Annotated in this window: 25 protein-coding genes; all 25 read left to right on the top strand. The window is 47.8% G+C overall.

Annotation, left to right across the window (positions count from 1 at the left end; translation table 11 throughout):
- Nucleotides 1-32: 32 nt before the first annotated feature.
- The 25 genes from AC0LWT_RS18220 (at nt 33) to AC0LWT_RS18100 (ending at nt 26,744) form a co-directional block, all read left to right on the top strand.
- Nucleotides 33-1,724, top strand: coding sequence for a hypothetical protein (locus AC0LWT_RS18220; RefSeq protein WP_474682685.1), 1,692 nt, complete (start codon nt 33-35; stop codon nt 1,722-1,724).
- A gap of 90 nt (nt 1,725-1,814) precedes the next feature.
- Nucleotides 1,815-1,985, top strand: coding sequence for a hypothetical protein (locus AC0LWT_RS18215; protein WP_474682684.1), 171 nt, complete (start codon nt 1,815-1,817; stop codon nt 1,983-1,985).
- A gap of 100 nt (nt 1,986-2,085) precedes the next feature.
- Nucleotides 2,086-2,871, top strand: coding sequence for a hypothetical protein (locus AC0LWT_RS18210; protein ID WP_474682683.1), 786 nt, complete (start codon nt 2,086-2,088; stop codon nt 2,869-2,871).
- On the top strand, nt 2,871-3,140 hold the full coding sequence (locus AC0LWT_RS18205; protein WP_474682682.1) for a PqqD family protein: 270 nt from the start codon (nt 2,871-2,873) through the stop codon (nt 3,138-3,140). The genes AC0LWT_RS18210 and AC0LWT_RS18205 overlap by 1 nt, the downstream gene beginning before the upstream one ends.
- Complete coding sequence (locus AC0LWT_RS18200; RefSeq protein WP_474682681.1) at nt 3,127-3,582, top strand: S24/S26 family peptidase; 456 nt, start codon at nt 3,127-3,129, stop codon at nt 3,580-3,582. Before AC0LWT_RS18205 ends, AC0LWT_RS18200 begins: the two co-directional genes overlap by 14 nt.
- Before the next feature lie 21 nt (nt 3,583-3,603).
- On the top strand, nt 3,604-5,409 hold the full coding sequence (locus AC0LWT_RS18195; protein WP_474682680.1) for an ABC transporter ATP-binding protein: 1,806 nt from the start codon (nt 3,604-3,606) through the stop codon (nt 5,407-5,409).
- Nucleotides 5,406-6,518: a nucleotidyltransferase family protein gene (locus tag AC0LWT_RS18190; RefSeq protein WP_474682679.1), complete on the top strand. Its 1,113-nt coding sequence runs from the start codon at nt 5,406-5,408 to the stop codon at nt 6,516-6,518. Before AC0LWT_RS18195 ends, AC0LWT_RS18190 begins: the two co-directional genes overlap by 4 nt.
- Before the next feature lie 167 nt (nt 6,519-6,685).
- Complete coding sequence (locus tag AC0LWT_RS18185; protein WP_474682678.1) at nt 6,686-8,626, top strand: asparagine synthase-related protein; 1,941 nt, start codon at nt 6,686-6,688, stop codon at nt 8,624-8,626.
- A gap of 21 nt (nt 8,627-8,647) precedes the next feature.
- On the top strand, nt 8,648-8,791 hold the full coding sequence (locus AC0LWT_RS18180; RefSeq protein WP_474682677.1) for a paeninodin family lasso peptide: 144 nt from the start codon (nt 8,648-8,650) through the stop codon (nt 8,789-8,791).
- A 117-nt stretch (nt 8,792-8,908) separates the two neighbouring features.
- Nucleotides 8,909-9,817 (top strand): HPr kinase/phosphorylase, encoded by a 909-nt coding sequence (locus AC0LWT_RS18175; RefSeq protein WP_474682676.1) that lies wholly within the window; start codon nt 8,909-8,911, stop codon nt 9,815-9,817.
- Nucleotides 9,817-10,110 (top strand): lasso peptide biosynthesis PqqD family chaperone, encoded by a 294-nt coding sequence (locus AC0LWT_RS18170; RefSeq protein WP_474682675.1) that lies wholly within the window; start codon nt 9,817-9,819, stop codon nt 10,108-10,110. The genes AC0LWT_RS18175 and AC0LWT_RS18170 overlap by 1 nt, the downstream gene beginning before the upstream one ends.
- A gap of 56 nt (nt 10,111-10,166) precedes the next feature.
- Nucleotides 10,167-10,565 carry a lasso peptide biosynthesis B2 protein gene (locus AC0LWT_RS18165; RefSeq protein ID WP_474682674.1) on the top strand — a complete coding sequence of 133 codons (399 nt, stop codon included), beginning with the start codon at nt 10,167-10,169 and terminating at the stop codon, nt 10,563-10,565.
- Between the two features lie 15 nt (nt 10,566-10,580).
- On the top strand, nt 10,581-11,774 hold the full coding sequence (locus AC0LWT_RS18160) for a nucleotidyltransferase domain-containing protein (RefSeq protein ID WP_474682673.1): 1,194 nt from the start codon (nt 10,581-10,583) through the stop codon (nt 11,772-11,774).
- A 1-nt stretch (nt 11,775) separates the two neighbouring features.
- Entirely contained in the window at nt 11,776-13,596 is a 1,821-nt protein-coding gene (locus AC0LWT_RS18155; protein WP_474682672.1) for an ABC transporter ATP-binding protein, read from the top strand.
- Nucleotides 13,597-13,716: 120 nt separating this feature from the next.
- Entirely contained in the window at nt 13,717-14,448 is a 732-nt protein-coding gene (locus AC0LWT_RS18150; RefSeq protein ID WP_474682671.1) for a glycosyltransferase family 32 protein, read from the top strand.
- 10 nt (nt 14,449-14,458) lie between these two features.
- Nucleotides 14,459-15,658 (top strand): glycosyltransferase, encoded by a 1,200-nt coding sequence (locus AC0LWT_RS18145; protein WP_474682670.1) that lies wholly within the window; start codon nt 14,459-14,461, stop codon nt 15,656-15,658.
- A 3-nt stretch (nt 15,659-15,661) separates the two neighbouring features.
- Nucleotides 15,662-16,690 (top strand): glycosyltransferase family 2 protein, encoded by a 1,029-nt coding sequence (locus AC0LWT_RS18140; RefSeq protein WP_474682669.1) that lies wholly within the window; start codon nt 15,662-15,664, stop codon nt 16,688-16,690.
- A 16-nt stretch (nt 16,691-16,706) separates the two neighbouring features.
- Nucleotides 16,707-17,873, top strand: coding sequence for a polysaccharide pyruvyl transferase family protein (locus AC0LWT_RS18135; RefSeq protein ID WP_474682668.1), 1,167 nt, complete (start codon nt 16,707-16,709; stop codon nt 17,871-17,873).
- A gap of 10 nt (nt 17,874-17,883) precedes the next feature.
- Entirely contained in the window at nt 17,884-19,086 is a 1,203-nt protein-coding gene (locus AC0LWT_RS18130) for a glycosyltransferase (protein WP_474682667.1), read from the top strand.
- Between the two features lie 10 nt (nt 19,087-19,096).
- Nucleotides 19,097-20,278 carry a glycosyltransferase gene (locus AC0LWT_RS18125; protein WP_474682666.1) on the top strand — a complete coding sequence of 394 codons (1,182 nt, stop codon included), beginning with the start codon at nt 19,097-19,099 and terminating at the stop codon, nt 20,276-20,278.
- A 21-nt stretch (nt 20,279-20,299) separates the two neighbouring features.
- Nucleotides 20,300-21,466, top strand: coding sequence for a glycoside hydrolase family 88 protein (locus tag AC0LWT_RS18120; protein WP_474682665.1), 1,167 nt, complete (start codon nt 20,300-20,302; stop codon nt 21,464-21,466).
- A gap of 21 nt (nt 21,467-21,487) precedes the next feature.
- Nucleotides 21,488-22,048, top strand: coding sequence for an acyltransferase (locus tag AC0LWT_RS18115; protein ID WP_474682664.1), 561 nt, complete (start codon nt 21,488-21,490; stop codon nt 22,046-22,048).
- Nucleotides 22,049-22,072: 24 nt separating this feature from the next.
- Nucleotides 22,073-23,638 carry a lipopolysaccharide biosynthesis protein gene (locus AC0LWT_RS18110; RefSeq protein ID WP_474682663.1) on the top strand — a complete coding sequence of 522 codons (1,566 nt, stop codon included), beginning with the start codon at nt 22,073-22,075 and terminating at the stop codon, nt 23,636-23,638.
- 34 nt (nt 23,639-23,672) lie between these two features.
- Entirely contained in the window at nt 23,673-24,653 is a 981-nt protein-coding gene (locus AC0LWT_RS18105; protein WP_474682662.1) for a glucosamine inositolphosphorylceramide transferase family protein, read from the top strand.
- 264 nt (nt 24,654-24,917) lie between these two features.
- A complete protein-coding gene (locus tag AC0LWT_RS18100) occupies nt 24,918-26,744 on the top strand; it encodes an SDR family NAD(P)-dependent oxidoreductase (RefSeq protein ID WP_474682661.1) in 1,827 nt (608 codons plus the stop codon).
- The last annotated feature ends 15 nt before the right edge of the window (nt 26,745-26,759 follow it).

Genomic DNA, 26,759 nt, shown 5'->3' with positions numbered 1-26,759 from the left:
GTAAGGCAAAAAGGAAAATGGAGTGACACAACGTGAAACTATACATGAAGAAAAAGCTGGCTGCCGCCGTAATTTCGACCTCGATGCTGCTTTTATCGGGGGCGTATCCGGCCGAGGCAGCGACTTCGGCAAATTCAGCCGAATATTATGTAGCCGATAAGATAAAGGTTGAAGTGAAGAGCGTGCTGAACGAAAAAACCGCAAATGGGACGAGGATCGGCGTCGTATTTTACCTTATCAATCAAGGAAATCGGGCGACAGGGCTTCCGGAAGATGTGGTAAGGGTCAAATCCGATGATGGCGTCGAATATACGTTGCGGCCCAGCGCGGCCAATGCGAAAGAAATTTTGCCTAAAGAAAAAGCAGAATTGACCTATATGGTCGTGGTGGATAGGGACGATACGTTTGCTTTAACCGAACTTTCATGGGTTGACGAGAACTCGTTCGTGTATCCGAGAAAAGTAAAAACCGACCTTACGATTCCGATCGCAGGAATGGAATGGCACGGAGATCAATCAAGCGTTACGAGTCCGGAAATGGTGAAGACATGGGGGGAAGCGTTCAAGATCCCCACCTTATCGGCCGCGCTGGAATACAAACCGGTCAGCCTCAGCAAGCAGCGAACAGACAAAGGAAATGCAATGGTGCTAACGCTGCTCGCGGAAAATACAGGGGATCTCAAGCGGGAAATCCCTGACTTTAGAATCAACGGTAAATCGAGCAAAAAGGTTTACACCGGGAAAAGAGTGGAACAAGACGCCATTATTCTCGAACCCGGCGACAAGCAGTATATTCACTATGCGATTCCCGCGGACAAATATGAGGAACTGCAGAGCCTGTACGTTCTTACGCCGGAAAGCTTCGCAGTCGACGAGAAGACGGCTGTGGACTATACGATCGGGCGGTTGAGCATACAGCTTCCGGGTACCGGAAATGCGTGGAGTCAGGCTGTTTCTTATGAAAGAACGCTGCCGATCCGTTTCGACCCTTTGAGCAAGCTGGTTCCGTCCAATGTCTCCGTCTCGCTGGATGAGCTTCAGATGCATGAAAGCAGCAGCGAGGGATTCAAAACCGTAGTTGCCAAGTTCAAGCTTCAGAACCGAACGGACAGCCCTGTGCCTGTTCCCGAATTTTTGACGGAGCTTGTAAGCGGCAGCGGATACAACTACGCGGGCACCCGCCAAAATTTAACGATACAGTCGCTCATTCCGAACATTAATTATGTAGTATACTACTATTTTGTTGTGCCAAGCACGGAGCAAGGCGATAAGCTTGTCATGAATATTTTGGATGGCGGCGCTGCCGCGCCTTATCGCATTCCGCTCGCATCCTTAAGAACGAAGGTTCAATCCAGTCCCGAGGATGAGCAAATTTCCCTGTATCCATTCGATGTGAAGCTTAATAACTGGAAGATCGAAGCCAATTTCGTATCGAGCGACTGGTCGTATTCGAATCAGTTGATTTTGGATCTGGATATCCCTCCATCCAAATCGGTCGTCGACCAAAATTTTTCCAACTTGCAAGTGGAAGTGACGGATAAGGAAGGGAAAGTGATGGTTTCCAAAAACTTCTCCTTCACGGGTGCCGACCGTTTGACAAAAGGGGACCGTTTCGTCGCTTTTAAAGCAAAACAATTCGATCATGATTATACCGTGAAGTTCTACGAAGTTATCGATACGCCTTTCGGTGAAGCCAAGCGATTGTTGAAAACGGTAAAACAGTAATGCATCTTTACACTTTAGCGATTGTTCTTTATAATGAACGATAAGAGGCATGTGCGGTATCGTTATCAAGCCATGTTAGGAGGTTCACGGATGGAGAAACCAACGTACTCGAGTCCAAAAGTATTAAGTCATCAACCTATCCGATTCGAAACGGCTCAATCCTGGAATAAGGGTGTTGGAAATAAAAATCACTACGGAACCGGCAATGGAGGAAAGATTTATCCCAACGATCCAAGGCCGTCCAAAAAAACGAAGTACTAAGCTAAGCAAGTTCTGTCCCGATTGTAAGGTCAATGGTGAAATGCCATTGACCTTATTTTGAATCGCCGGTCAGGCTAATCAAGGTTATGGAGATAGAGCAATGAAAGTCATACATGCAATCATTGGAGAGCATCGAGTACGATTTGAAAATGTTTCGGAAAATCTTGAGCCGTTTTTTCTCAAAAATTACGCGATCCGCGCGGAGCCAAGCGATGTAAAGCCGGAGATCGCGATTCGTCTGGAAGAAGGTTTCGGGGTTCCTTTTCTCGATTACGAGGTAAGCATTGAACAGCGTTCGAACCGTGTTATTTTCCGAAGAGCGGATTACTTGATTGAAGCCAGTCCGGATTTTAGCGACGCCCGTATATCGGTTCACAATGAATTTGCTTTAAAGCATGCCCTTGTGAACTTTTATAGCGCATATATCGTTCATCATCAATGGGGGCTTCTTCTCCATGCCTCCTGCGTAATCGATCAGGGCAGGGCGCATCTGTTTACCGGGCAATCGGGAGCGGGCAAATCGACGGCGGCCAAGCTGTCTCTGCCCAGAAAGCTGCTCGCGGACGAAGCGGCGATTGTGAAAATTACGGCTGATCGATTGACCGTATTCAACTCTCCGTTCCGTAGCGAACTTGAGGCCATGAATACGGAAGACAGCTGCACTCTGGCCGGTATTCACGTTCTGCATCAGGCCCTTCATCATGAAAGGCTGAAGCTCGGCAAGTCGAACGGGTTCCTTCAGTTAATCGATAAAGTGTTCTATTGGAAGTACAGCGCCGCCGAGACTAATAAAGTATTCGGGCTGTTGCGGATGCTGGCGGATACCGCTCCGATTTATGAGCTCCGTTTTCAAAAAAACAACCGGTTTTGGGAGTTGATAACCTGATGACGTCTTACATTCAAAAAGATCAGTATGAAACGGTTCAGATGGATGGGGAATGGATCATTCTGAATACGCATGATTACACGGTAACGAAGCTGAATGAAATCGGCGGTTTTTGCTGGTCGCTGCTTCACGAGGAGCAGACGGTGCGCTCGCTTACGCAAGCCGTTCAGGATAAGTATAACGGTGTTCCGGATGCAGCCGGTATGGACGTGGAACAATTTTTGTCCAGTCTGCTTGAATGCGGCTTGATTCGGCATGCGGCAAGCTGACGCGGAAACCCTGCACCTGATTCACGGCGTCGTGAAACGCAAAGGATGGATTGATCTGCCTTCTTCCGGTACAAGCATGTTCCCGCTTATTCGGGAAGATGACGTGTGCCGCTTCGTTTCATGCGGGCCGGCGGATTTGCAGAAGGGGGACGTAGTTTTATTCGTTACTGCCGGCGGACAGCTTGTTGCTCATCGGTTTTACCGGACCGTATGGAACCATAATAAAGCGCATTATTTATGCAAGGGCGATACGAATCTGGGCTTTGACGAGCCTGTAAGCGACGATCGGATCATAGGCAGATTGGCATATATACAAAAGAAGAACAGGCGGATTCAAACGAATCGCCTCATTTTTGATGTGTGGGGTCGGCTCGTCATTTCGATTCCGCATATATCCTGGTTGTTAAGAATGTATCTGAACCGCAAGCAAGGCATTAACTAGAAGCTTTAGTGGAGTGTCCCTATGATCGAACGAATGCAGCGGAAATTTGCCTCTTACATAGAGCAGTATTTTGTTCCTGACGATATCCGAAAAACGTTCTCCCTGCTCATGCCGTATATGCTCCGGTATTGGAGGCCGAATGCGCTCCTCTTTTTGTTGTTGGGGGTCGATGTCGCCTTGACTTTGGTGTTCGCCTGGTTTTACGGGTCGATTACGGATGCTGCGATCCATGGCGACATTACACGCCTGCTTCGCTTGGTGGCGCTCGGTGTAGCTCTTTTGATCGTTAGTATACTTACTGCTTACTTCAATGTTTATTTGGACACGGTCGCTACGAACGGCGTTAAAAACAGTTTGAAAACGGATTTGTATAAACGAATTTTGCTGCTCCCCGCAGCAAAGCACTTCAACCTCCGTTCCGGAGATTTAATATCCCACTTTACGAACGATATTCACAGCATCGATGGAGTTATCGGCAGAAGCTTTATAGAGCTGATCAAGCTTCCTGTTGTATATCTGGCTGTGTTTATTTATTTGCTGCAAATCCATTGGAAGCTTGCTGTACTGGGTGTTCTTGCCGCGCCCTTCGCCCTGGCGATCGGCGCCGTGTTCGGTTTATTGCTGCGCCGGAACAGCCGGCTGATTAACGAACTGCTGGGCAATATGAACGGTTTGCTGAATGAAACTTTTCAAGGCTTCATGATGATTCGTTCGTTTTCCATCGAGAGATGGCTGTTCGGTAAATTTGCCGCCCAGAACCGGGAATTGTTCGCATTGGAGCTGCAAAATGCCAGGTTGCGGGGAAAATTTTTGGCCGGAGGAGACGCTATCAGCACATTGATCTTTCTGGCGAGCCTTTGCTTCGGGGCTTATTTCATTTCGCGCGATGTGCTGACGGTAGGCTCCCTGCTGACGTTCGTCAACCTGATCGACCATATGATTTACCCGCTAACGGGGCTTGCGGCCCAATGGGCGGGATTTCAACGGTCGGTATCCGCTGTGGAAAGAATCTCGAGAGTGATGCAGGAAGCTCCGGAATCCCCTCGGCTGCCGTATTATATCCGGCATGCACCGACGGCTGTAGCTATCGATGTCAACAATATCGCTTTCAGCTACGACGGCCGGATGCGCATATTCGATCGATTCGACATGCACATCCCCGCCGGACAAGTCGTCGCTATCGTCGGCCAGAGCGGTGCGGGCAAAACAACGCTGTTTAACCTGCTTCAAGGCTTCTTCAAGCCCGAGGAGGGGGCCATCCGGATTGATGGCAGGCCCGCCGACAGCTATTCCTCTTCGGAGCTGCGCAGCCGGTTTGCATACGTTCCGCAGGAAACCTTTTTATTTGACGGAACCGTGCGGGAGAACTTGTCGATAGCGCGGCCGGATATTACGGAAGCGGAAATGCGGGAAGCTGCCGCCGCTGCCAATATCCATGATTTCATCTGCGCTTTGCCGGACGGATACGATACAGAGATCGGGGAGAGGGGCCTGCGGTTGTCAGGCGGGCAAAAACAGCGGCTGGCCATTGCACGGGCAATTTTGAAGGATGCTCCGATCCTCCTGCTGGATGAAGCGACTTCCGCACTGGACAACGAATCCGAACATGAAGTAAAAGAGGCGCTGGACCGGCTTATGCAAAACCGTACAACGCTCGTCATTGCCCATCGGCTGTCCACAATCCGCCACGCGGATTTGATTATCGTACTGAACAAGGGGAAAATCGTGCAGCAGGGCAATCATGAGGAGCTTATGGAAACGGACGGATTATATCGTCAGCTGTATCAAAGAGAGTTTCAAAAAACGGAAGGAGCGGACGCGGTTTGATAACGGATATGATTCAGGCATTGTACGAGCCGTCGAAGCCGCTGCCTGCCGATTCGGCATTTTACCGCCGGGCGTTGGAGGACATCGAATCATCCGAAGTATGTTCGCAAATATACTGGCTTTTAAAGCGGAAAGGATGGCTTGAACAAACCCCTCCGTTTTTTCGGGAACGTCTGGAACAGCAGTTTACGAAAGATTTGTACCTCAATATTTTTGTGAAAAGCGAGCTGGAACGCATCGTCGGCAAGTTGGAGGAAGCCGGAATCGCGGCGATTCCGCTTAAAGGCGTCTTTTTCGCCGAGAAGTATTTCGGACATATTGGAGCCAGAAAAACGACCGATATCGATCTGCTGATTCGTCCCGAAGATATGGAGAAGGCGAGCGCGTGTGTCAAATCGCTTGGTTTTACGGATGAGGAGGAACGAATTCCTGCCCATTTTCATGCCAGCTACAGCAAGCCGCTGCCTCATTCGCCGATTCCGTTAACCGTGGAACTTCATTGGGATTTGTTGAAGGCCGGCACTTCTTCCTTAAGGATCGGAGAGTTTTGGCATCAAGCCAAGCCGCTGGGGCCGTACAGACATATCAAGGAATTATCCGATTATCATACTTTCTACATGATTTGTCTGCATGGATGGAAGCATAATCTGGACTCTTTTAAATATATACTGGACATCATCCAGATGATCTGCGCGCTGCGTGATAACGGGGAACTCGATTATTCGCTGCTTTTTCAGGATGCGGGTTCGCATCACACCTTCAAAAGAATGATTTGGACGCTGGAGGTTGTTTATCACATTTTGCCGCAGTTGGAACAAATCGCACCACTGCCGATCAGAGCAAAAGCAGGTTTGCGGTGGGATTACCATGCGGTCACCGAGCGGGATTACAACAAGCGGCGGCAATATATCAATTTGATCAGGTCTCAATTTGTAATCTATGATAAAGCGGCGCATTGCCTGCGGGCGATATGGAGCTGGATCCTTCCCAACAAGGTCGAATTAGGCCATGAATTGGGGCTTAAGACGGCTGAAGGCCCGGTATGGGTCAAGTACGTCATGCTGTATCATAAAAGGTACCGCAGCTTTATACGAATGCTTTTCCCATAATTTGGGTGAATTGATAAAGAAAGATTTGACATCGAAAATGTGACATGATATTCTTGAAATGTTCTTGATAAAGAACAAAAATAGTTCGTAATACCCATATATTAGCGGACTATTGTTCTGTATAAAGATTCGGGCTAAGCTGCATGGTCGGGTGAAAGGAGCATTACATGAGTGCCATAGCGGGAGTTTACAGTGTAATGGAAGAGCCTATTGCCCTCGAGTATGGCGGAATGCTCATGCAAGCTTTGCAAATCTACCCGGCGGACGACGTTCGAATTTGGCACGAAGACCGCGTCTTTTTGGGATGCCATGCGCAGTGGATCACACCCGAGTCCGTAGAAGAGCGTCTGCCGTTTTATGATTCGGCAAGGCAGTTGGCGATTACGGCTGATGCTATTATCGATAACCGGCAGCAATTGTTTGAAATGCTGCAGATCGAGCCTGAAAGGCGGAAGGCGATAACCGATAGCGAGCTCATTTTGCTCTCCTATGCCAAGTGGGGGGGAGATGCTCCGCAGTATTTGGTCGGCGACTTCGCTTTTATGATTTGGGATGGCAGGGAACGCCGCCTTTTCGGGGCAAGAGATTTCTCCGGCAGTCGGACGCTGTATTACGCCGGTGCGGGGAACCATTTTGGATTTTGCACCGTGATCGAACCTTTGTTGACATTACCTCATGTGAAAAAAGAGCTGAATGAAGAATGGCTCGCGGAGTATTTGGCGATAAGCGGGATGGTGGATGTTGTCACTTCTTCTTCAACCGTGTACAAACATATCGAGCAGGTGCCTCCATCGCACAGTATCTCTATTGCCGGGAATCAAGTGAAATTATCGAGATATTGCCAAATAGCGCCGGAACAACGGCTGCGGTTGAAATCCGATGAAGAGTATGTAGAAGCGTTTCGCGAAGTGTTTCAGGAAGCCGTTACCTCTCGCCTGCGTACATATCGGGGCGTGGGCGCTCAATTGAGCGGGGGGCTGGACTCAGGCGCCATTGCCGGTTTTGCCGCAAGGGCGCTGCGGAAGAAGAATAAGCTTTTACATACGTTTAGTTACGTTCCGACGAATGATTTTAAGGATTACACTTCACAGCATTACATCGCCGATGAGAGTCCTTTTATTCAATCGACTGTAGGGTACGTAGGCGGCATTAAGCAGAAATATTGCGATTTCGCAGGCAGAAACTCCTTATCCGAGGTCGATGATTTCCTTAAGATTATGGAGATGCCCTATAAGTTTTTTGAGAATTCCTTCTGGCTTAAAGGGATGTTTGAGCAAGCGCATGAGGAAGGGACAGGCGTGCTGCTGAACGGCGGCAGAGGTAATATGTCTATTTCCTGGGGGCCTGCGATCGATTATTATGCGATTCTTCTCAAAAAGCTAAGATGGGTTCGATTAAGCCGCGAATTGCATCATTACAGTTTCAATGTGGGCGGAAGCCGGCTGCGCATGCTGCCTGATATCGCGAAAGTCGCATTCCCGCGGTTAGAGCGGATGCTTCCGGCAAGCGCGCCTTTTAAGTATCCAGTGCTCATCAACCCGAACTTTGCGAAAAAAACGGACGTTTACAACAGGCTGAAGTTGTATGGAATAGATGAATCCGGTTGGATTTCCGATGCCGATGCATATGAGCAAAGAAGGAAGCATTTTGAACAATTGTTTCATTGGAATGCAAGCAATACGTTGGCGACGAAATTGTCGCTGCGCTATTCGGTATGGAAGAGAGACCCTACGAACGATATTCGCGTCATTCGGTTCTGCTTGTCCGTACCCGAAGAGCAGTACGTTCGCGACGGATTGGACCGTGCGCTCGTTCGAAGAGCGACGGAAACGTATTTGCCTGACAAAGTCAGGCTGAATCAACGGGTTCACGGTACGCAAGGTGTCGATTGGATTCATCGGATGATGCCGCATTGGGACGCATTCGTGGAAGAAATACAACAGCTAAGCACGGATTCTGTCGCACTGGAAGTGTTTAACGGCTCTGCGATACGGGCCGCTCTTTCGAAGGCCAAGCAAGGGGTACGCCCTGAGCAGGCCAACGATATGGATTTCAGAATGCTGATGCGAAGCTTGATTGTGTATCGATTTTTAAAGGGGTTCATTTAATACGAGGGGGAGGTGAAAACAATGGCAGACAAAAAAGAATGGAATAAACCGGTACTGAGCGTATTGGACGTACAAATGACCGAAGCTTCTACAACGGACGGTCCGTTTACAGACGAAGCTTATGTTCAAGGTGTTCGTTCACCGAAACCGCGCTTTACCAGCTAATTCAAACATTCTCGGCGGACAATCATTTGTAAGTTTTGAATGTGTAGAGGCCCTTATACATCAAAGCGAGTATAAGGGTTCTTCTTATTTCCATGGCAGCGATTTGGAGTGAGTTGCATGTATAAAGCTTTTGGATTATTGATCTCAAGCGAGATTTCTTTACCTGAATTGCCGTTCGTCAATATGCCGGCGAATGAAGCCGACATTGAAATTGTTATCGACGACAATGTGAATTTTAAGTCTGAATTGGAAAATAACCCGTACGAACATATCGTGAAGGACCGGACGGTCCTGTTCTATGTTCCGGATCATGCATATTTCTGCGTTCAGGATGGCCGAACGATCAAGGTCGCTCCGATTCGCGGAGCGGACGAGAGTTTAATCCGCCTCTACATCCTTGGCTCGTGCATGGGCGCATTGTTGATGCAAAAAAACATCTATCCCCTGCACGGAAGCGCCATTGAAATCGATGGAAAGGCGTACGCTTTTATCGGGGAATCCGGCGCCGGGAAGTCCACTTTGGCCTCCGCCTTCTTAAGACGGGGCTGCCGGTTGGTCAGCGACGATGTGATTGCCGTTTCGCTGTCGAACCGTGATCGGGTACCCATAGTAACGCCTTCGTATCCGCAGCAGAAGCTGTGGCAAGAGAGCTTGGACAATTTTGGCGTCGACGACCATGAATATAAGCCGATATTCGGCAGAGAAAATAAATTTTCGATTCCGGTTCCGTCCAGCTTCTATGCAGAACCGCTGCCGCTTGCCGCTGTATTTGAACTTGGCAAGACGGAGAATGAACGTTTCGAATTCCAGCCTATTACGAAGCTGGCGCGGCTCCAGACACTTTTCACCCATACATACCGCAATTTTCTTATTCCGCGGCTTGGGCTGATGGAATGGCATTTTACCGTCTCGGCTAGCATGGCGAATCATGTGGATATGTATCAAATCCGACGGTCTGCCATTAGCTTTAGCGCGCCGCAGTTAGTAGACTTCATACTCGATAAATTAAACAGGGGGAATCCATAATGAGCAAAGCTCGGGAAATATCGCTGCATGACGTGGTTAAACAATTGGAAGGTACGGTTGTAAGCGAGATGGACGGAGAAATCGTCATGCTGAGTATTGAAAAGGGCAAATACTACAATTTAGGCGATATAGGCGGGAAAATTTGGGGATTGATGGAGAACCCGGTTGCGGTTCATCAAATGGTAAGCATCCTGATTTCGGAATACAACGTGGAGCAGGCGGAATGCGAAGCGCATGTCGTCTCCTTTCTGGAGGATCTGCACAAAGAAGGGCTTATTCATATCGGAGAATAAAGATGCTGAGAAAATTAAGGGCTATACGTTCTTGGGATAGGAAAACCTTTTGCTTCATGTTGGAAGCCCTGTTCTATTTAGGCTGGGCGCGGCTGCTTATCTTGCTGCCATTCTCGAAGATAGCGCCGCAATTGGGGCAGAAAATGTTGGAGACAACCTTCGAACCTACGCCAAGCAACCACGCTGCACTCGTTCATATCCATAACGCCATTCAATCCGTGAGCGGCCATACGTTGTGGGAGAGCAAATGTTTGGTCAGAGCGATTGCCGGGCTCAAAATGCTGGAGAAACGGCGAATCGAAAGCACTTTATATTTGGGAACGGCAAAGGATGAAGCGGGAAACATGATCGCACATGCCTGGCTGCGAAGCGGCCCTTACTATATTACCGGCTCGGAAGGAATGGAGAAATTCACAGTCGTTGGTAAATTTGCCAAGACAATGAACAATGACTGATTGAAGGAGTTAATCATGGATACTAATGTTCATCTCCATTGGGGCGACCTCCCCAAAGAATTAAGATTGCTTCTGTCTATGATCGGGCAGGAGGATGAACCTGCTTCACCGGATCATGCCGGGCTGTTCCACGATATCGATTGGAATCATTTCCTCGAATTAGTGAAGCATCACCGTGTGTTCCCCCTCGTTTACAAAAAAATAAAATCGCTCAACAGTACGTCTATCCCTCCGCACGTTGTGCAGAACTTACAGCTGGAATACAAACTGAATACGTTCGAGATGCTTCGTTTTGGCGGGGAGATGGGGCGCTTATGCAGGCTGCTTTCTGAGGCGGCGATTCCGTGCCTGTTTTTGAAAGGGCCTGTACTTGCCATGGAGCTGTACGGCGATCTGTCGCTCCGCTCCTCCTGCGACCTGGATATTCTCGTTCCGCTTCGGGAGCTTGATCGGGCCGAGGAGCTTTTGCTCAAGCAGGGCTATGTGAAGGACGACTACTTCTCAACGACTTTAGACAATTGGAAGTGGAGGCACCATCACACTACGTACACCCACCCGCAGCGGGGGATCACGGTGGAATTGCACTGGCGGCTTAATCCGGGCCCGTCCATTGAGCCGAGTTTTGAGCAATTATGGGAACGGAGACGGGTGAGTCCGATAAAAGGCGTGTCCCTCTACTTCTTGGGCAGAGAGGATTTGTTCCTTTTTTTAATATTGCACGGGTCCCGTCACGGCTGGTCCAGACTGCGTTGGTTGGCAGATATCGATCGATTCGTCAGGCAAGCGCCGGACTGGGACAAATTATACGCCGAACTGCGTACCTATGATGCTTCGCATATTGCCGGACAGGCCCTTCATTTATGTGCGCAATTGTTGCATACGCCGCAGACGGAAGCCATGGCCCTGCTTGCGGAAAAGAAACGGGCGAAGAAGCTGGCGAATGACGCCATGTTTTATTTGAAGAGGATGGTCAATTTGCACACCGACCCTGTACCGGATGATGTGCAAAAGTATCATAAGCGGCATCTGTTCGCCTTGATGGGAATCCGGCAAAAGCTCCTGTTCATAGTTAGCTTCCTTCATCCGTATCCGATTGACGCCGAGATATTGCCTCTGCCGAAGAAGCTCCATTTCCTCTATTTCCCTTTGCGTCCGGTATTGTGGTTCTGGCGGACGACCAAGAAATATGTAGTGTCCGGGAGGGCGTAGAGTGAAGCAAATTTTATTTCTGACCAAACAATTATATGCATACACGGGAAAGCTTCTATATTTGAATTTGCTTGGGATGGTTTTCATCAGCTGTTTGGACGGCATCGGCATATTCCTCTTAATTCCGCTTATAAGTATGAGCGGCATTTTGGATATGAATACAGGAGCAGCGCCTGCGGCCGGGCTATTGCAGACCTTGCAGCAGGTCCCGGCGATGCTCGGATTACCGCTTATTTTAGGGATTTATGTAGTGTTGGTACTCGCTCAGTCTATGCTGCAGCGGAATCTGACCATACAGGACGCCAAAATCCATACCCGGTTTATCAATCACTTGCGGCTGGAAACGTACCGTGCAATCTTGCAGGCGAATTGGAGCTTTTTTGTGAAAAAGCGTAAATCCGATCTTATTCATTCGTTGACCGGAGAGCTGGGGCAGGTTACAGGCGGGGTTCAATTATTTCTGCAATTGCTAAGTTCGTTCACTTTTACGATGATCCAGCTTGCGTTCGCCTTTTGGCTGTCGGTAAAAATGACGAGTTTCGTGCTGCTGTGCGGTTTCGCGCTGTTTCTCTGCTCCAGAACGTTTATTTACCGGTCGCAGGCGGTTGGGGGCCGCTTGTTAGAGCTGGCGAAGGGCTACCTTGCCGGGATCACGGATCACTTCAACGGCATCAAAGATATTAAAAGCAACAGGCTGGAAGAACCGCGGTACCGCTGGCTCCAGGACTGGTCGGATGAGACCGAGCGCGAACGGATAAAGCAAGTCAAGCTGGCGACTCAATCGCAGCTGCTCTATAAAGTCACTTCAGCGGTGCTCATCGCTGTATTTATTTATGTGTCTTTAACGCTGTTCAAGTCCGAGCAGGGGCAGCTGTTGATGATCGTCGTCATATTTTCCCGGCTGTGGCCGCGATTTATAAGCATCCAATCGAACCTGGAGTCGATGGCGTCGATGATTCCGGCATTCCGGATGCTGATTGGGCTTCAAGAGGAATGCAAGGCCGCGAAGGAACTCGATGGAATCGGCGGGCATCCGGCCGAAAGCGTCGAGCGGCTTCGCATCGAGCAAGGATTCGAATGCCGCGATGTATATTTTCGCTATAATCCGGAGGAGTCGCTGTATGCTCTTCAAGGGGTTAGTCTGAAGATTCCGTCCTGCCGAATGACGGCGATTGCAGGAAGATCCGGGGCCGGGAAGAGCACTTTAATCGATATATTAATGGGTTTGATGCAGCCGGAAAGCGGCCAAATTCTTGTCGACGGCGTACCGCTTACTGCGGAGAAGCTGGTGTCGCTGCGGCATTCCGTTAGCTACGTTCCCCAGGACCCGTTTTTATTTAATGCCAGCATTCGGGAAAATCTGTTGATGATTGCGCCGAATGCCGCCGAGGAGCAAATGTGGGAAGCGCTGGAGTTTGCGGCTGTCGATGAGCTGGTCCGCAAGCTGCCGCAAGGACTGGATACGTTGATCGGCGATCGGGGGGTCAGACTCTCGGGCGGTGAGCGGCAGCGGCTGGTGTTGGCCCGGGCAATTTTGAAGAAGCCGTCTATTCTCGTTCTGGATGAAGCGACGAGCGCGCTGGATACGGAGAATGAATCGAGAATTCAACAAGCTTTGGAAAAAATACAAGGCAAGATGACCATTATTGTCATCGCCCACCGGTTGTCGACGATTCGCAACGCGGATCAAGTGATCGTCATGGATAACGGCCGAATTGTTCAGGCAGGCGGGTTCGAACAATTAGCGCTGGAGAAAGGCGGTCTGTTTGCCGGCTTGCTGGGAAATCAAAGCCCGAATCTAAGCATCGGCGCGGCGAACTGAACGGACACAATGATTGACATGTTCTTTATAAAGAACTACAATGAAGATGAATTGGTGTAGAAATTGCCATTTATGTTCTCTGTGGAGAACGACTGATTAGTTCTTAGGGGGAGCTTTCCGTTGAATATCATTCCCAAAACGATTCACTATTGTTGGTTTGGCGGTAATGAAAAGCCAGATATCGTCAAGCGGTGCATGGACAGCTGGAAACGTAACCTGCCGGGGTATGAATTTATCGAATGGAATGAACATAACTTCGACGTTCGATGCAATTCATACGTTCAAGGGGCTTATGAAGCCCGGAAATTCGCTTTTGTCAGCGATTACGCCAGGGCCAGCGCCCTGTATCACTATGGCGGCATTTATTTGGATACCGATGTTGAGGTGTACAAGCCTTTTGACGATTTGCTGCATCACGATTCGTTCTGGGGATTCGAGCAGGAAAACTACATTGCGACGAGCACGATCGGGGCTGCAAAGGGCAACCCGTTGTTAAAGCAATTTGTCGACTCCTATGAAGGCATTGACTTCAAGAGAGAAGACGGGAGCTACAACGATTTAACGAATGTGGCGATGATCACTGAAATTCTCCGAAGCAAGGGGCTTCAGCTCAATGGGGAATACCAAGAAATCAAGGGTATCGGCGCCTTTTATCCCCAGACTTATTTTTCCCCTTTCGATTACATTAACTGTAGGAAATTTATTACGGAACAAACCTATGCGATGCACTATTTTCATAAAAGCTGGCTGCCGCCTAAAGTCAGATTGAAGAGCAATCTCAAGCATTTGGCAGCCAAAATTATTGGCGGAGACAACATAGCGCGAATTCGCAAATTAGTGACAAAAGCATAGGAGCACAGTCATGAAAAATATATTAATCGCATCCTACGACATGGAAGTCGGTGGGGTGGAACGAAGCCTGATCAGTATGCTTGAAAATTTCGACTATGACAAGTATGCCGTCGATTTGATGCTGTACCGGCATCAGGGCGATTTTATGGGGATGATTCCATCCCAAGCCAGATTGCTGGACGAAGTCTCTTCCTACACAACCTTCAGAAAGTCGATTGGCGAGATTGTGAGGGAAAGGCAATACGTGATCGGCGCATCCAGAATCGTTTCCAAGCTGGCAGCCACGTACATGGGCAGAAGGAAAGGGATCGCGGAACCGGGCTATTACCAAATGCAACTCATGTGGAAATACGCCCTGCCCTTTTTGCCCAAGGCGGACAAAGAGTACGATATCGCGATCAGCTATCTGTGGCCGCATGACTTTGTCGCTGCAAAGGTGAAAGCGCGGACGAAGATCGCCTGGATCCACACGGACTATTCGACTGTGGAGACGAACGTCGGCATGGACCTCAAAATATGGGACCAATTTCATCATATTATTGCGGTGTCGGAAGCCTGCAAGCAATCTTTTTTGGTTAAGTACCCTACGCTGAAAACCAAAGTTAGCGTCATCGAAAACATAACCTCCCCTGCGTTTGTTAAGCGTATGGCTCTGCACAAAGCAGAGGATTCGATCGCTCCGGATCATCGGTTCAAGCTTGTCACAGTAGCCAGGCTATCGAATGCAAAAGGAATCGATCAAGCCGTTCGGGCATTGAAAATTTTGCACGACAGAGGTTACGGCGGCCAAATTGCCTGGTACGTAGTCGGATATGGCGGAGATGAGGCTATGCTGAAAGAACTAATCGAGCGGAACGGCCTCTCCGGCAGCTTTGTTTTGCTGGGGAAAAGGACGAATCCCTATCCTTATATGAAGGATTGCGATCTCTACGTCCAGCCTTCGCGCTATGAGGGAAAAGCGGTCACCGTGACCGAGGCCAAAATTTTAGGCAAGCCGGTCTTAATTACCAATTACTCGACGGCTGCGAGCCAGATCGAGGACGGCGTTGACGGGGTTGTTTGCGGGTTGAGCGAAGAGGGGATCGCGGATGGCATTGAAGGACTGTACAAGAACCGCGAGTTAAGAAAAGCGTTATCAGACCATTTGGAAGCCCAAGATCATAGTAATAGCGACGAGTTGGAAAAGCTGTATCGATTGATGGGAGCTTAAGTCATGAGTGTCAAAGTTAGTGTAATCGTTCCTGTTTATAACGCTGAGCGCTACATCGTTCCATGTATGGAATCGCTCCTTGAGCAGACATTGCGCGAATGTGAATTTATTTTCATAAATGACGGCTCCCGGGACAACAGCCGGGCTGCCATCGAGCGGTATATGCAACAAGATCATAGAATCAAGCTGATCGATCAAGAGAACCAGGGCGTGAGCATGGCAAGGAATGCCGGCTTGGAGCGCGCGGTCGGGGAATATGTGGGGTTCGTCGACGCAGATGACTACATTGAGTCCGATATGTTCGAGCTGTTGTACGACACCGCAAGACGAAGCGGCTGCGATGCGATCATCTCCAATTTTGAGAGTGAGTTGAGCGGTCATCAAGTGGTTACGCGATACCCGTTTCCTGCGAGCACTGTTTTAAGGGAAGATTACATTGCCCGGGAGATTCTGCCTTATTTTATCAAGCATGACGATTTGAATACGGTTTGCAGCAAGCTTTATAAGGGAGAGGTTCTGCGCAGCCGGCGGGTGAAATTTCCGAAAGGCGTTGCGCTGGGGGAAGACGGCATGTTTAACCTGGAGTTCTTCAGAAGCGCCGCGGCGGTTCAATACATAGACTACACCGGATACCATTACCGGGAGGTGGCGGGGAGCGCTACGAGAAACATTTTGCAAAAAGATTATTTTCAGCGGGCGCTTGATGTATATGCATTGGATTTGACCCGGGTCATCGGCGGTACCCTGGAAAAGGACGAAATCCGGCGGCTGCAATCGATCAAATTGATCCATAGTGTCATGTCCTATATTTATATATATTTTACCTCTCCGGAGGTGGGATTCGGCAAAAGGTATGCCTTGGTAAAGAAAATGATACACAATGTGCACGTTAGAGAGGCTCTGCCTGCATATATTCGCGAAATGTCCGGCAGGCAAGGGCGTTACGATAAGTATATTGTGGAGTTGATGAAACGGAAATCGACGTTTGGCCTTTACTGCGCTACCGCATACAGCAGACTGAGGAATAAATAACGAGGGGGATCGGATAATGAAAATTATGATGTTTGCCCATGACGGGAGTTTGAATAGAGGCTGCGAGGCCATCGTGCGCTCCTCTACTTCGCTTATTAAGGAACAAATCCAGGGGGTGCAAGTGTACCTGGCTTCGGGAAAGCCTGAAACCGATCGGGTCATCGAGACGTTGGACGGCATCTACGACGGATCGCCGCAAAGCATTAAAAAGTATTCATATGACTGGTTGCTATCTTCACTTAAGGTGAAGTTTTTTAATGATGAATCGTATGCCTTGGGCAGAATCCACAACAAAATCATTAAACATATAGACCATATGGACGTATGTTTATCGATCGGCGGGGACAATTATTGCTATGGCGAACAGCCTGGATGGTATGAGATCGACAGGCGGGTGAAGGCGCAAGGCAAGAAATTGGTTTTGTGGGGCTGCTCAATCGGGGCTGAAGATTTGTCGGAAAGAAAATTGCAGGATTTGCGGTTGTTCGACCTCATTCTTGCCCGCGAAACCCTTACGTATGAGCTGTTAAGGAGCCACGGGCTAACGAATGTCAAATTGTGCGCGGATGCCGCGTTTACGATGGAAAAAGAGGAGCTGGCTCTGCCTGAAGGCTGGCAGGAAGGCAACACCATCGGGCTCAACTTCAGTCCGCTCGTCTGGAAGCGAAATAAAGATTCGCAAGTCGCCGTAAGGGAACTGATTTCCCACATCTTGCATACGACTGATTCGACCATTGCGCTTACGCCGCACGTCATCGAAGCGGGGAACGATGATTACGAAGTTCTAAAAAGCTACTATGGCGAATTCAAGGATACCGGCCGGGTCATTCTGCTGCCGAATAACTTAAATGCCATCCAGTACAAAGGATACATCGCCAGAATGAGGTTCTTTATCGGAGCCAGGACACACGCTACGATCGCTGCGTATTCCAATTATGTTCCGACGATGGTGCTCGGCTACAGTGTGAAATCGAAGGGCATTGCCAAAGATTTATTCGGCGAAGAGAAGCTGGTTCTGGGGATCGAGGAAATCGCGACAGGCAGCAAACTCATCGCCAAGTTTAATGAAATGTTCAGCGAGGAGCAGGCGATTAAAGAAAAGCTGAAGCAAGCGATCCCGCAGATTAAGAAGATGTCCTACAAAGCGGTTGAATATTTGAACGAGCTAGTCAAAGCCGTTTGAGATGAGACGAATGATGAAGCGTGAGAAGCATTTGCTATTTGTTATGCCTGACTTATCCGCAGGCGGCGGGGAAAAGAGTCTTGTCAATCTGTTATCCCAAATCGATTACGGCGAGTATCGTGTAGACCTGGTCCTGTTCAATAGATCCGGCGTGTTTATTCATTCTTTGCCCAAAGAAGTGAACCTGCTCGACATGCCTGAGAATCACCGGATTTTTTCGGACGGGTTAAAGAGCTCGTTGGGCAGATTTATATTGAAAGGGCGGGTGGATCTGGCGTACTCCAGATTCATGTTCAGCTTGAAGAATCGTATGATCAAGGATCAAGCGATCTCCGAGCAAAACACCTGGAAATATTATAGTAGATCTTTGGATGTGTTAGATAAAGAGTACGACGCTGCAATCGGATATTTGGAGAAATCCTCTATTTATTTTGTTGTAGAGAAGGTGCGGGCGAAGAAAAAGATCGGCTGGATTCATACGAATTACTCCACCTCAGGGATGGACGGGGAATTCGACACGCCGTATTTCTCCCGCCTGGATTATCTCGTTACCGTATCCGAAGAATGCGCCAAATCGCTGGTGTTTCATTTTTCCCATTTACAAAACAGAGTGAAAGTCATTTACAATATCGTGTCCCCTTCCATCATCAATCAATTGTCGCAAAACGATACGCCTGTCGAAATGGTGACCGATGCGAAATGCACGAAAATCGTTACGGTCGCCAGATTAAGCAATGAAAAAGGCATTGATCTGGCGATCGAGTCATGCAGATTGTTGATAAGCAAGGGTTATTCCGTACAATGGTACGTGCTTGGCGAGGGCGGCGAACGGGAACAATTGGAGCAGTTAATCGCCACCCATGGCTTGGAACCTCATTTCAAATTGCTGGGTATCAAAGAGAACCCTTATCCGTATATCAAGGCGTCCGATATTTACGTTCAGCCGTCCCGATATGAAGGGAAGTCGATTGCCATAGACGAGGCCAAAATTCTTCGGAAACCGATTGTCGTCACCGGCTTTGAAACGGCGAAAGATCAAATCCAGCATGGTACCGACGGGCTCATTGTGGAATTAAGCGAAGACGGATTATGCGAAGGCATTGAGACGCTTATCAAAGATAAGGCGATGAAGGAACGGCTGGTGGACACTCTTAGCAAACAAAAGCTGGGGACCGAAGAAGAAATTCGTAAATTGTACGAAATAATCAATTAGGTGGTAGCTTGTGAAAAAAAGACTGCTGTTTATTATTAACAACCTGGATTGCGGCGGAGCGGAGAAGGCGTTAATTTCCTTATTGGAAACAATCGACTATGCGAGCTATGAGGTGGATCTGTTCCTGTTTAAACACCAGGGCCTATTTTTCAACAGCATACCTAAACAGGTTCATATATTGGAAGAGCCCGAGGAATATCAATATTTTGACATGCCGTTAAAGAAAGCAGTATCCGATTGTTTGAAGAAAGGCCGGTTCTCTATTGCGTTCTCCAGATTTTGTGTGAGTTATATTTTCAGAAATGAACGCAACCGGGCCAAAGTTGATCAACGGGCTTGGGCCTACATTGCCAGATCGATGCAAGCCGTTAACAAGAGATACGATGCAGCGATTGCCTATTTGGAAAAGAATCCGATTTATTATTGCGTGGACAAGGTTATTGCAAGTAAAAAAATAGGGTTTATCCACAACGATTATGACAAATTAGGAATGGACCCGGACATGGATAGCGCGTATTTTTCCCAATTGGATCATATCGTTACAGTATCCGAGCAATGTGCCGCAGTACTAAAGCATAGATTCCCTGAGTTTCAGGACAAAATTGAAGTGATGCACAACATCGTATCTCCTAAAATGATTCATAACATGGCATCCGAACGGGCTGAAATGGCTGCAGACGGCGTGAAGCTGGTTTCGGTTGGCAGGCTTGTTTACCAGAAAGGATTCGAGCTGGCCATCGACGCGTGCAAAGACTTGGTTCAATCCGGGTACAAGGTTACCTGGTATATTATCGGGGAAGGCGAAGATCGGGCCAAGCTTGAGGCGATGATTGCCGACCGGCAGCTGCAGCACAACGTCATTCTGTTGGGCATTCGCGAAAATCCGTATCCATACATAAGGGAAGCGGATATTTACGTGCAGCCCTCCCGGTTCGAGGGGAAATCCATTGCCTTGGATGAAGCAAAAATCTTGCACAAACCGATTGTCGTTACGAATTACAGTACGGTAAAAGATCAGATTGTACATGAGGTCAACGGATTGATTGTAGAAATGAACGCCGCAGCAGTGTCTCACGGTATCAAAAGACTGTTGGATGATGAGGCTCTGAGAAGCGGGCTAATCCGCAATCTGTCCATGGAGAAGCTGGGGACGGAAGCGGAGATCGGCAAATTGTACGCATTTGTGGAGTAGTGTAGAGAGGACATAACGACGATGATTCATATAGCAGGCTGGGCTGCGCTTGGCATCCTTATACTCATTTTATTGGTGGATTTGATTCCTATCGGCACGGATTGGCTAAGCCGAATCCATATTGGGCGGTATGACGACAAGCGGCGGTGGAATCAAGCGATTACGGCAACCGGCATGAAGTGGCTGACAAATACGCCGAAGATGAAGGTGACCGACAATACAAGATTAGTCGCTATCGATATGATCAAAGGCAATTATTCCAGCAGTGCCATTCAGCACTGGCAGGAAGCGTCATTGCTTCTTGGCTTAGCCGAATATGTACGGCATCATGACGATGCGCAAGCTAAGAGGAGCATTCAATCGTATCTGCAGCAAAAATTCGACCGGGACGGCCAATGGGTGAACAAGCCTGTACATGTGGATGGAGCTATTCTCGCTTACGCGGTCATGAAGCTCGAATTTATCGACATCGATGTCTACAAGCCGGCTTTGGACGCCACTTGGGAGTTGATCAGGGAGCATATCGGCAAAGATGGGACTGCTGCTTATCGAAAAGCTATGCAGAGCTACCGGTATGTGGACACGATCGGGTTTATATGCCCTTTTCTCATCGCTTATGGGCTCAGGTACAACAAGGAAGAGTGTGTAGACTTGGCCGTTAAGCAAATCCAGGCGTATGAGCAATACGGAATGCTGGACGGGCACTTTATACCTTGTCATGCTTACCAGATCGACAACAAGGCGCCTCTTGGACTGTATGGATGGGGGAGAGGACTGGGGTGGTTCGCCATCGGTTTAATCGATGCTTGGAACGAGCTTTCCGAAGACCATGCCTATAAGTCCGTATTGGAGGGAAGTGTACAGAGATTCGCCAAAGCCGTTATTTCGTTCCAACAACCCGGCGGGAATTGGAATTGGACGGTTACCAGAGCGGAATCCCGGCCGGATTCTTCGGCTACGGCTACGCTTGGCTGGTTTTTGCTGAACGCGGCAAAGATCGAAGCGATTTCGAAGGACTGTTCGGAGAGCTCCGACCGGGCGATCGGATACCTGATGAAGGTAACGAGACGAAACGGAGCCGTGGATTTCTCCCAAGGCGATACGAAGGATATCGGCGTGTATTCCATGTTGTTTAATATTTTGCCGTTCACCCAGGGCTTCTGTATTCGTATGATGAACAAATTATGAAATATAAGGTAGTGTACATTCATGCTAATGAAAATGATGAATTTTCTAAGGGCCAGAATAAGAAAAGTTATTTTAGAAGAAAAGTGGATGGAAGATTATATTAAAATGGGGATGAAAATAGGGGATAACTGCGCTATTCAGCCAGGTGTTGTTTTTGATTATTCCCATTGTTGGTTAATTCAGATCGGCAATAACGTCACCATTGCTCCGGAAGCTTATTTATTGGCACATGATGCCAGCACTAAAAAGTTAATTAACTATACAAAGCTTGGAAGTATAACTATTGAAGATAATGTATTTATAGGTGCAAGAGCATTAATCATGCCTGGAGTTACAATTGGCCGGAATTCTATCGTTGCGGCTGGGAGCATCGTTACAAAATCGGTACCGGAAGACAGTATTGTTGCCGGTAACCCCGCCAAAGTCATTTCTACGATTGACAGCTATCTGGAAAAAAGTAACGAACTAATGAGACAGGCAAAAGTGTATGACAAAAGCTTCACTTTGAACGGAAAGGTTTCCCTTGCCGATAAGGAAAGCATGTACAGAGAGCTTCGTAATACAATAGGTTATGTTGAATAAAAGCAGCCAACAGTGGGAGTTAACATGAGAATACAACATTCCATACTCAATATAAGTGCCGGGTTAGGTAGTCAGCTGCTGATTACGATACTTAGTTTTTTTTCGAGGACAGTGTTTATCCATACCCTTGGTTTAGATTATTTGGGTGTGAACGGGTTGTTTACGAGCATCTTGGCTATGCTTTCTTTGGCTGAGGCCGGATTTGGGTCGAGCATTATATACAGCTTGTATAAACCTGTTGCGGATAACGACAAAGAAAAAATTAAGGCTCTCATGCATTTGTACAAACAAGCATATCGGATCATAGCGCTCGTTATCCTTTTGCTGGGTCTGGGATTGATGCCGTTCCTTCATTTATTCGTCAAAGATGCGAATGTAGCCAACCTGCATTGGATCTACCTGATTTTTCTGATCAACACGGTTGCGCCTTATTTTTTTCAATATAAAAGCTCGTTCTTAAACGTAAATCAAAAGGGTTACATCATCACCGGAATCTATTCGGTCTCCTCGATCCTTTCGATGCTTCTGAAAATCGTTCTTTTGCAATTCACGCAAAATTACATCTTATATCTGGTTATCGATAGTGTGATTACGATTGCCAACGGGTTCATTATGTTCATGCTCGTTGATCGGAGATACCCGTTCCTGAAAGAGAAAACAAGAGAGGGACTGGACCCTGAGATCAAGAGGAGCATCACTAAAAATATTAAAGCAATCCTGCTGCAAAATATCGGCGCTTATTTAATTTTCGGCACGGATAATATTATTATTTCGTCTTTTGTCAGCGTAGCGGCCGTAGGCTTGTATTCCAACTACAATATGCTCATCGAAATATGCAGAACGTTCATTAATCAGATATTCAACAATATATACCACAGCGTGGGCAATTTGGTAGCCAAGGAAAGCCAGGATAAAGTTTATCAAGTGTATAAAGTATACTGGTTGGTGAATTTCTGGCTGTATTCGTTTTTCGCGATATTCCTCTATGTGATTTCGGAGCCTTTTATTTCGCTGTGGATAGGTCCTTCATTTATTATGGACCACGCGGTGCTGATTGTTCTTATGGTTACATTTTATGAGAGAGGCATGAGAAATTCCATTACAACGGTGAAAACGACCGCCGGCATTTTTCATGAGGATCGTTATGCGCCTTTATGCCAAGCTGCTGTAAATCTCGGATTCTCCATTTGGCTGGTGCAGTACTGGGGGATTATCGGTGTATTTCTGGGGACGCTGATCAGCGCTCTGGTCATTCCCGTATGGACAACTCCGTATCTTGTCTATAAGAAGGTATTTAACAAACCGTTACGAACGTATTTTGCAACCTATTTCTTCTATGTGGTTATTGGATTAGGAACCTGCGTGGCGACGAGTCTGATTTGCCGGATGATTGCTCCGGATAACTTGTGGAAGCTGATACTGACCGGTGCGGTCGCATTTGTTGTGCCGAACCTCATTTATGTAGCTATTTTTCGTAAAACGGGAGAGTTTGCGTATATATGGACGATCGCCAGGCGGATGGCCGGCATGGTGTTTGAGAAAGCCGCGCAGTTGGGTAAAAAGAGGAAAGTAGAGAAGATGTCTTCCTGATTCATCCATATCATACATTAAAGGAGGGTTGCTCATGGTTCAATGTTTGATCGCAATTGTAGCTGTCGGAATGACGATGCTGCTCGTGAAAAGATACAACCGGGTTATGGATTCGCACATATGGTCGATCCGTGTATTTAGCTCCGATAACTTTATCCAGGACGCTCCAATGGACGAAAAATTAAGCCGGCCGACTTTGCAAGCTTCGGATATTACCGATGCAGCTGCGGAATTAGTCGCGGATCCGTTCTTATACAAACACGGCTCTACCATTTACTTGTTCTTTGAAGTGTACAATAAGGCCACTGAAAAAGGAGAAATAGGCTTAGCCACAAGCACGGACGGAGAGAACTGGACTTACGAGAAAATCATATTAGCGGAAAAGTTTCACTTATCCTATCCGCAAGTGTTTGCGTTTCAAGGCGAAATTTATATGCTGCCGGAATCGATTGCCGCGACCAAGGTGCTGTTATACAGAGCAACAAACTTTCCGTATGAGTGGGAGATCGCTCATGAGCTGCTGCATAGTAAATATGCGGACCCTTCCATATTCCGATATCGAGAGATGTGGTGGATGCTGGCCGGCATAGATGGGCACTTACATTTATTTCATTCGCAAAATCTCGAAGGAGATTGGAAAGAGCATAAGAAAAGCCCCCTGATTAAAAGCGACATAGGTATTACTCGTCCGGGCGGAAGAGTCATTGTGGATAACAATGCGATCTACAGGTATACGCAGCAAGGCGAGCCTTACTATGGGCATTCGGTTAATCTGTTTAAAATCACAACTCTTACGGAAGACGATTTTGCGGAAGAGCGGATCGATACGGTTTTAAGCGGCACGAATAAGGAGAATGACTGGAGAAAAGACGGCATGCATCATATCGACCAATTAAAAATCAATGACAATAAGTGGCTAATAGCCGTTGACGGCCACAGGTTTGAAAAGAAACATTATTTCAGCTGGAAAATGGATCGCCTCGCAAGCAAGATTCATCATCTGCTTAAAGCGTGATAACTAAGTGTCCGAACTCACGGTTAATTTATGAATTGACATGTTCTTTATAAAGAACTACAATTGAACTGTAACTGATGTGAAAGTTCGCCGCGGCACTTCTGTACTCCGCTCATCGTACGGTATTTTTCAAAAAATGCTCTGCTATGATCCGTTTTAAAGAAATCGTATACCTGTTTTCCATATTTTTTTTGCCTTCGCTGTTCTTTATAAAGAATGGTAACGATTAAATAGTTTTAAAATGATCCGAAAGGGTGAAATCGTTTGACATATCGCCAGAGGTATTCATTATTAATCTCCTTGGATTCGTTGATCGTGTTAACCGCTGTCTTCTTCAGCAGTTTTCTGGTGAACGCCACGGTCCATGTGATCACGGTACCCATCATCATTAGCGCGCTCGTACTGCTGCTAAGCCATCATTTTTTCTCATTTGTGTACAAGTTGTACAAAAAAGCGTGGGAATACGCGAGTGTCGGAGAACTGCTCATTATTTTGAAGGCAGTGACCTTTTCGATTCTGGTTACGGGCGTCGTACAACTCATAATGCTGGATACGACTTTCCTTCGCTTGCTGGGCGTGACCTGGATGCTGCATATGCTTTTGATCGGGGGCTCACGGTTCGGTTGGAGAATGTTCCGCGATACTTATATCAGGCAGGATGACAGTAAAAAACGGACGCTGATCGTCGGGGCCGGGGCCGCAGGGACTATGGTAGCGAGACAATTAATTCAGAACAACGATTCGGAATTGAAGCCGATCGCATTTATTGACGATAATCCGAAAAAACAGAACCTGGATATATTAGGAATTTCGGTGGTGGGCGGAACGGGCCAAATTGAGCGGATCGTTCAGGAATTGAAAATCGACAACATCATTATAGCCATCCCGTCATTAAACAAAAAACAGCTCAACGCCATTTTCCAGGAATGCGCGAAAACAAAAGCCAAAACCAAAATTCTTCCGATGCTGGAAGACCTGGTTACAGGGAAGGTATCGGTTAGCAAGTTCAGGGATGTACAGGTCGAAGATCTGTTGGGCCGGGAGCCCGTTGAATTGGACATGGGCAGTATCTCGGAATACATAAAAGACAAAGTTGTGCTGGTAACGGGGGCGGGCGGTTCCATCGGTTCCGAAATTTGCCGTCAAATTGCCCAATTCCACCCGGAGAAGCTGGTTTTATTGGGGCATGGCGAGAACAGCATCTATTCGGCGGAAATAGAATTAAAGGAAATGTTTGCACATACGAACATCAAGTTTTATACGGAAATCATGGATATCCAAGACGCCAAAAAAATGCTTGAAGTGATGCAGTTCCACCGGCCGGATGTTGTGTATCACGCCGCGGCGCATAAGCATGTGCCGTTGATGCAGCGCAATCCGGAGGAAGCGGTCAAGAACAATGTCATCGGGACTATGAATGTCGCCAGGGCGGCAAGCCAGAGCGGCGTAGGGAAATTCGTTATGATCTCTACCGATAAGGCGGTTAACCCGACCAGCGTGATGGGAGCTACGAAGAGATTGGCGGAAATGATCGTCCAGCACATGGATACGATTAGCAGCACGACGTTCGTCGCTGTTCGCTTCGGTAACGTATTGGGCAGCCGTGGCAGTGTGATCCCGAGATTCAAAACACAAATTCAAAATGGCGGGCCGGTAACGGTCACTCATCCTGACATGGTTCGTTACTTTATGACGATCCCGGAAGCATCCAGGCTGGTTATTCAAGCGGGAGCTTTGGCCAGGGGCGGGGAGATTTTCGTCCTTGATATGGGCGAACCGGTCAAAATCGTCGATTTGGCCAAAAACCTGATCAAGCTGTCCGGGAACTCTATTGAGGATATCGGAATCGAGTTTAATGGAATGAGGCCGGGCGAGAAGCTGTACGAGGAACTGTTAGCGGAAGACGAGGTTCATAAGCAACAAGTATTCCCCAAAATTTATATAGGCAAGACGGCGGGTCTCTTCATATCGGAGATTGAGGAAATCATCGAGATCTACCCGACTCTTGACATCCAAACGCTGAAAAATCTGCTGCTCGACGTAGCCAATGGCAAAGTAGAACGCAACAAGCTTGTATCTGCCGTAATTTGAATGAAGAAGAGGGGT

The organism is Paenibacillus sp. sgz302164, assembly GCF_056120505.1.
This window is presented reverse-complemented; position numbering and strand designations above follow the sequence as displayed.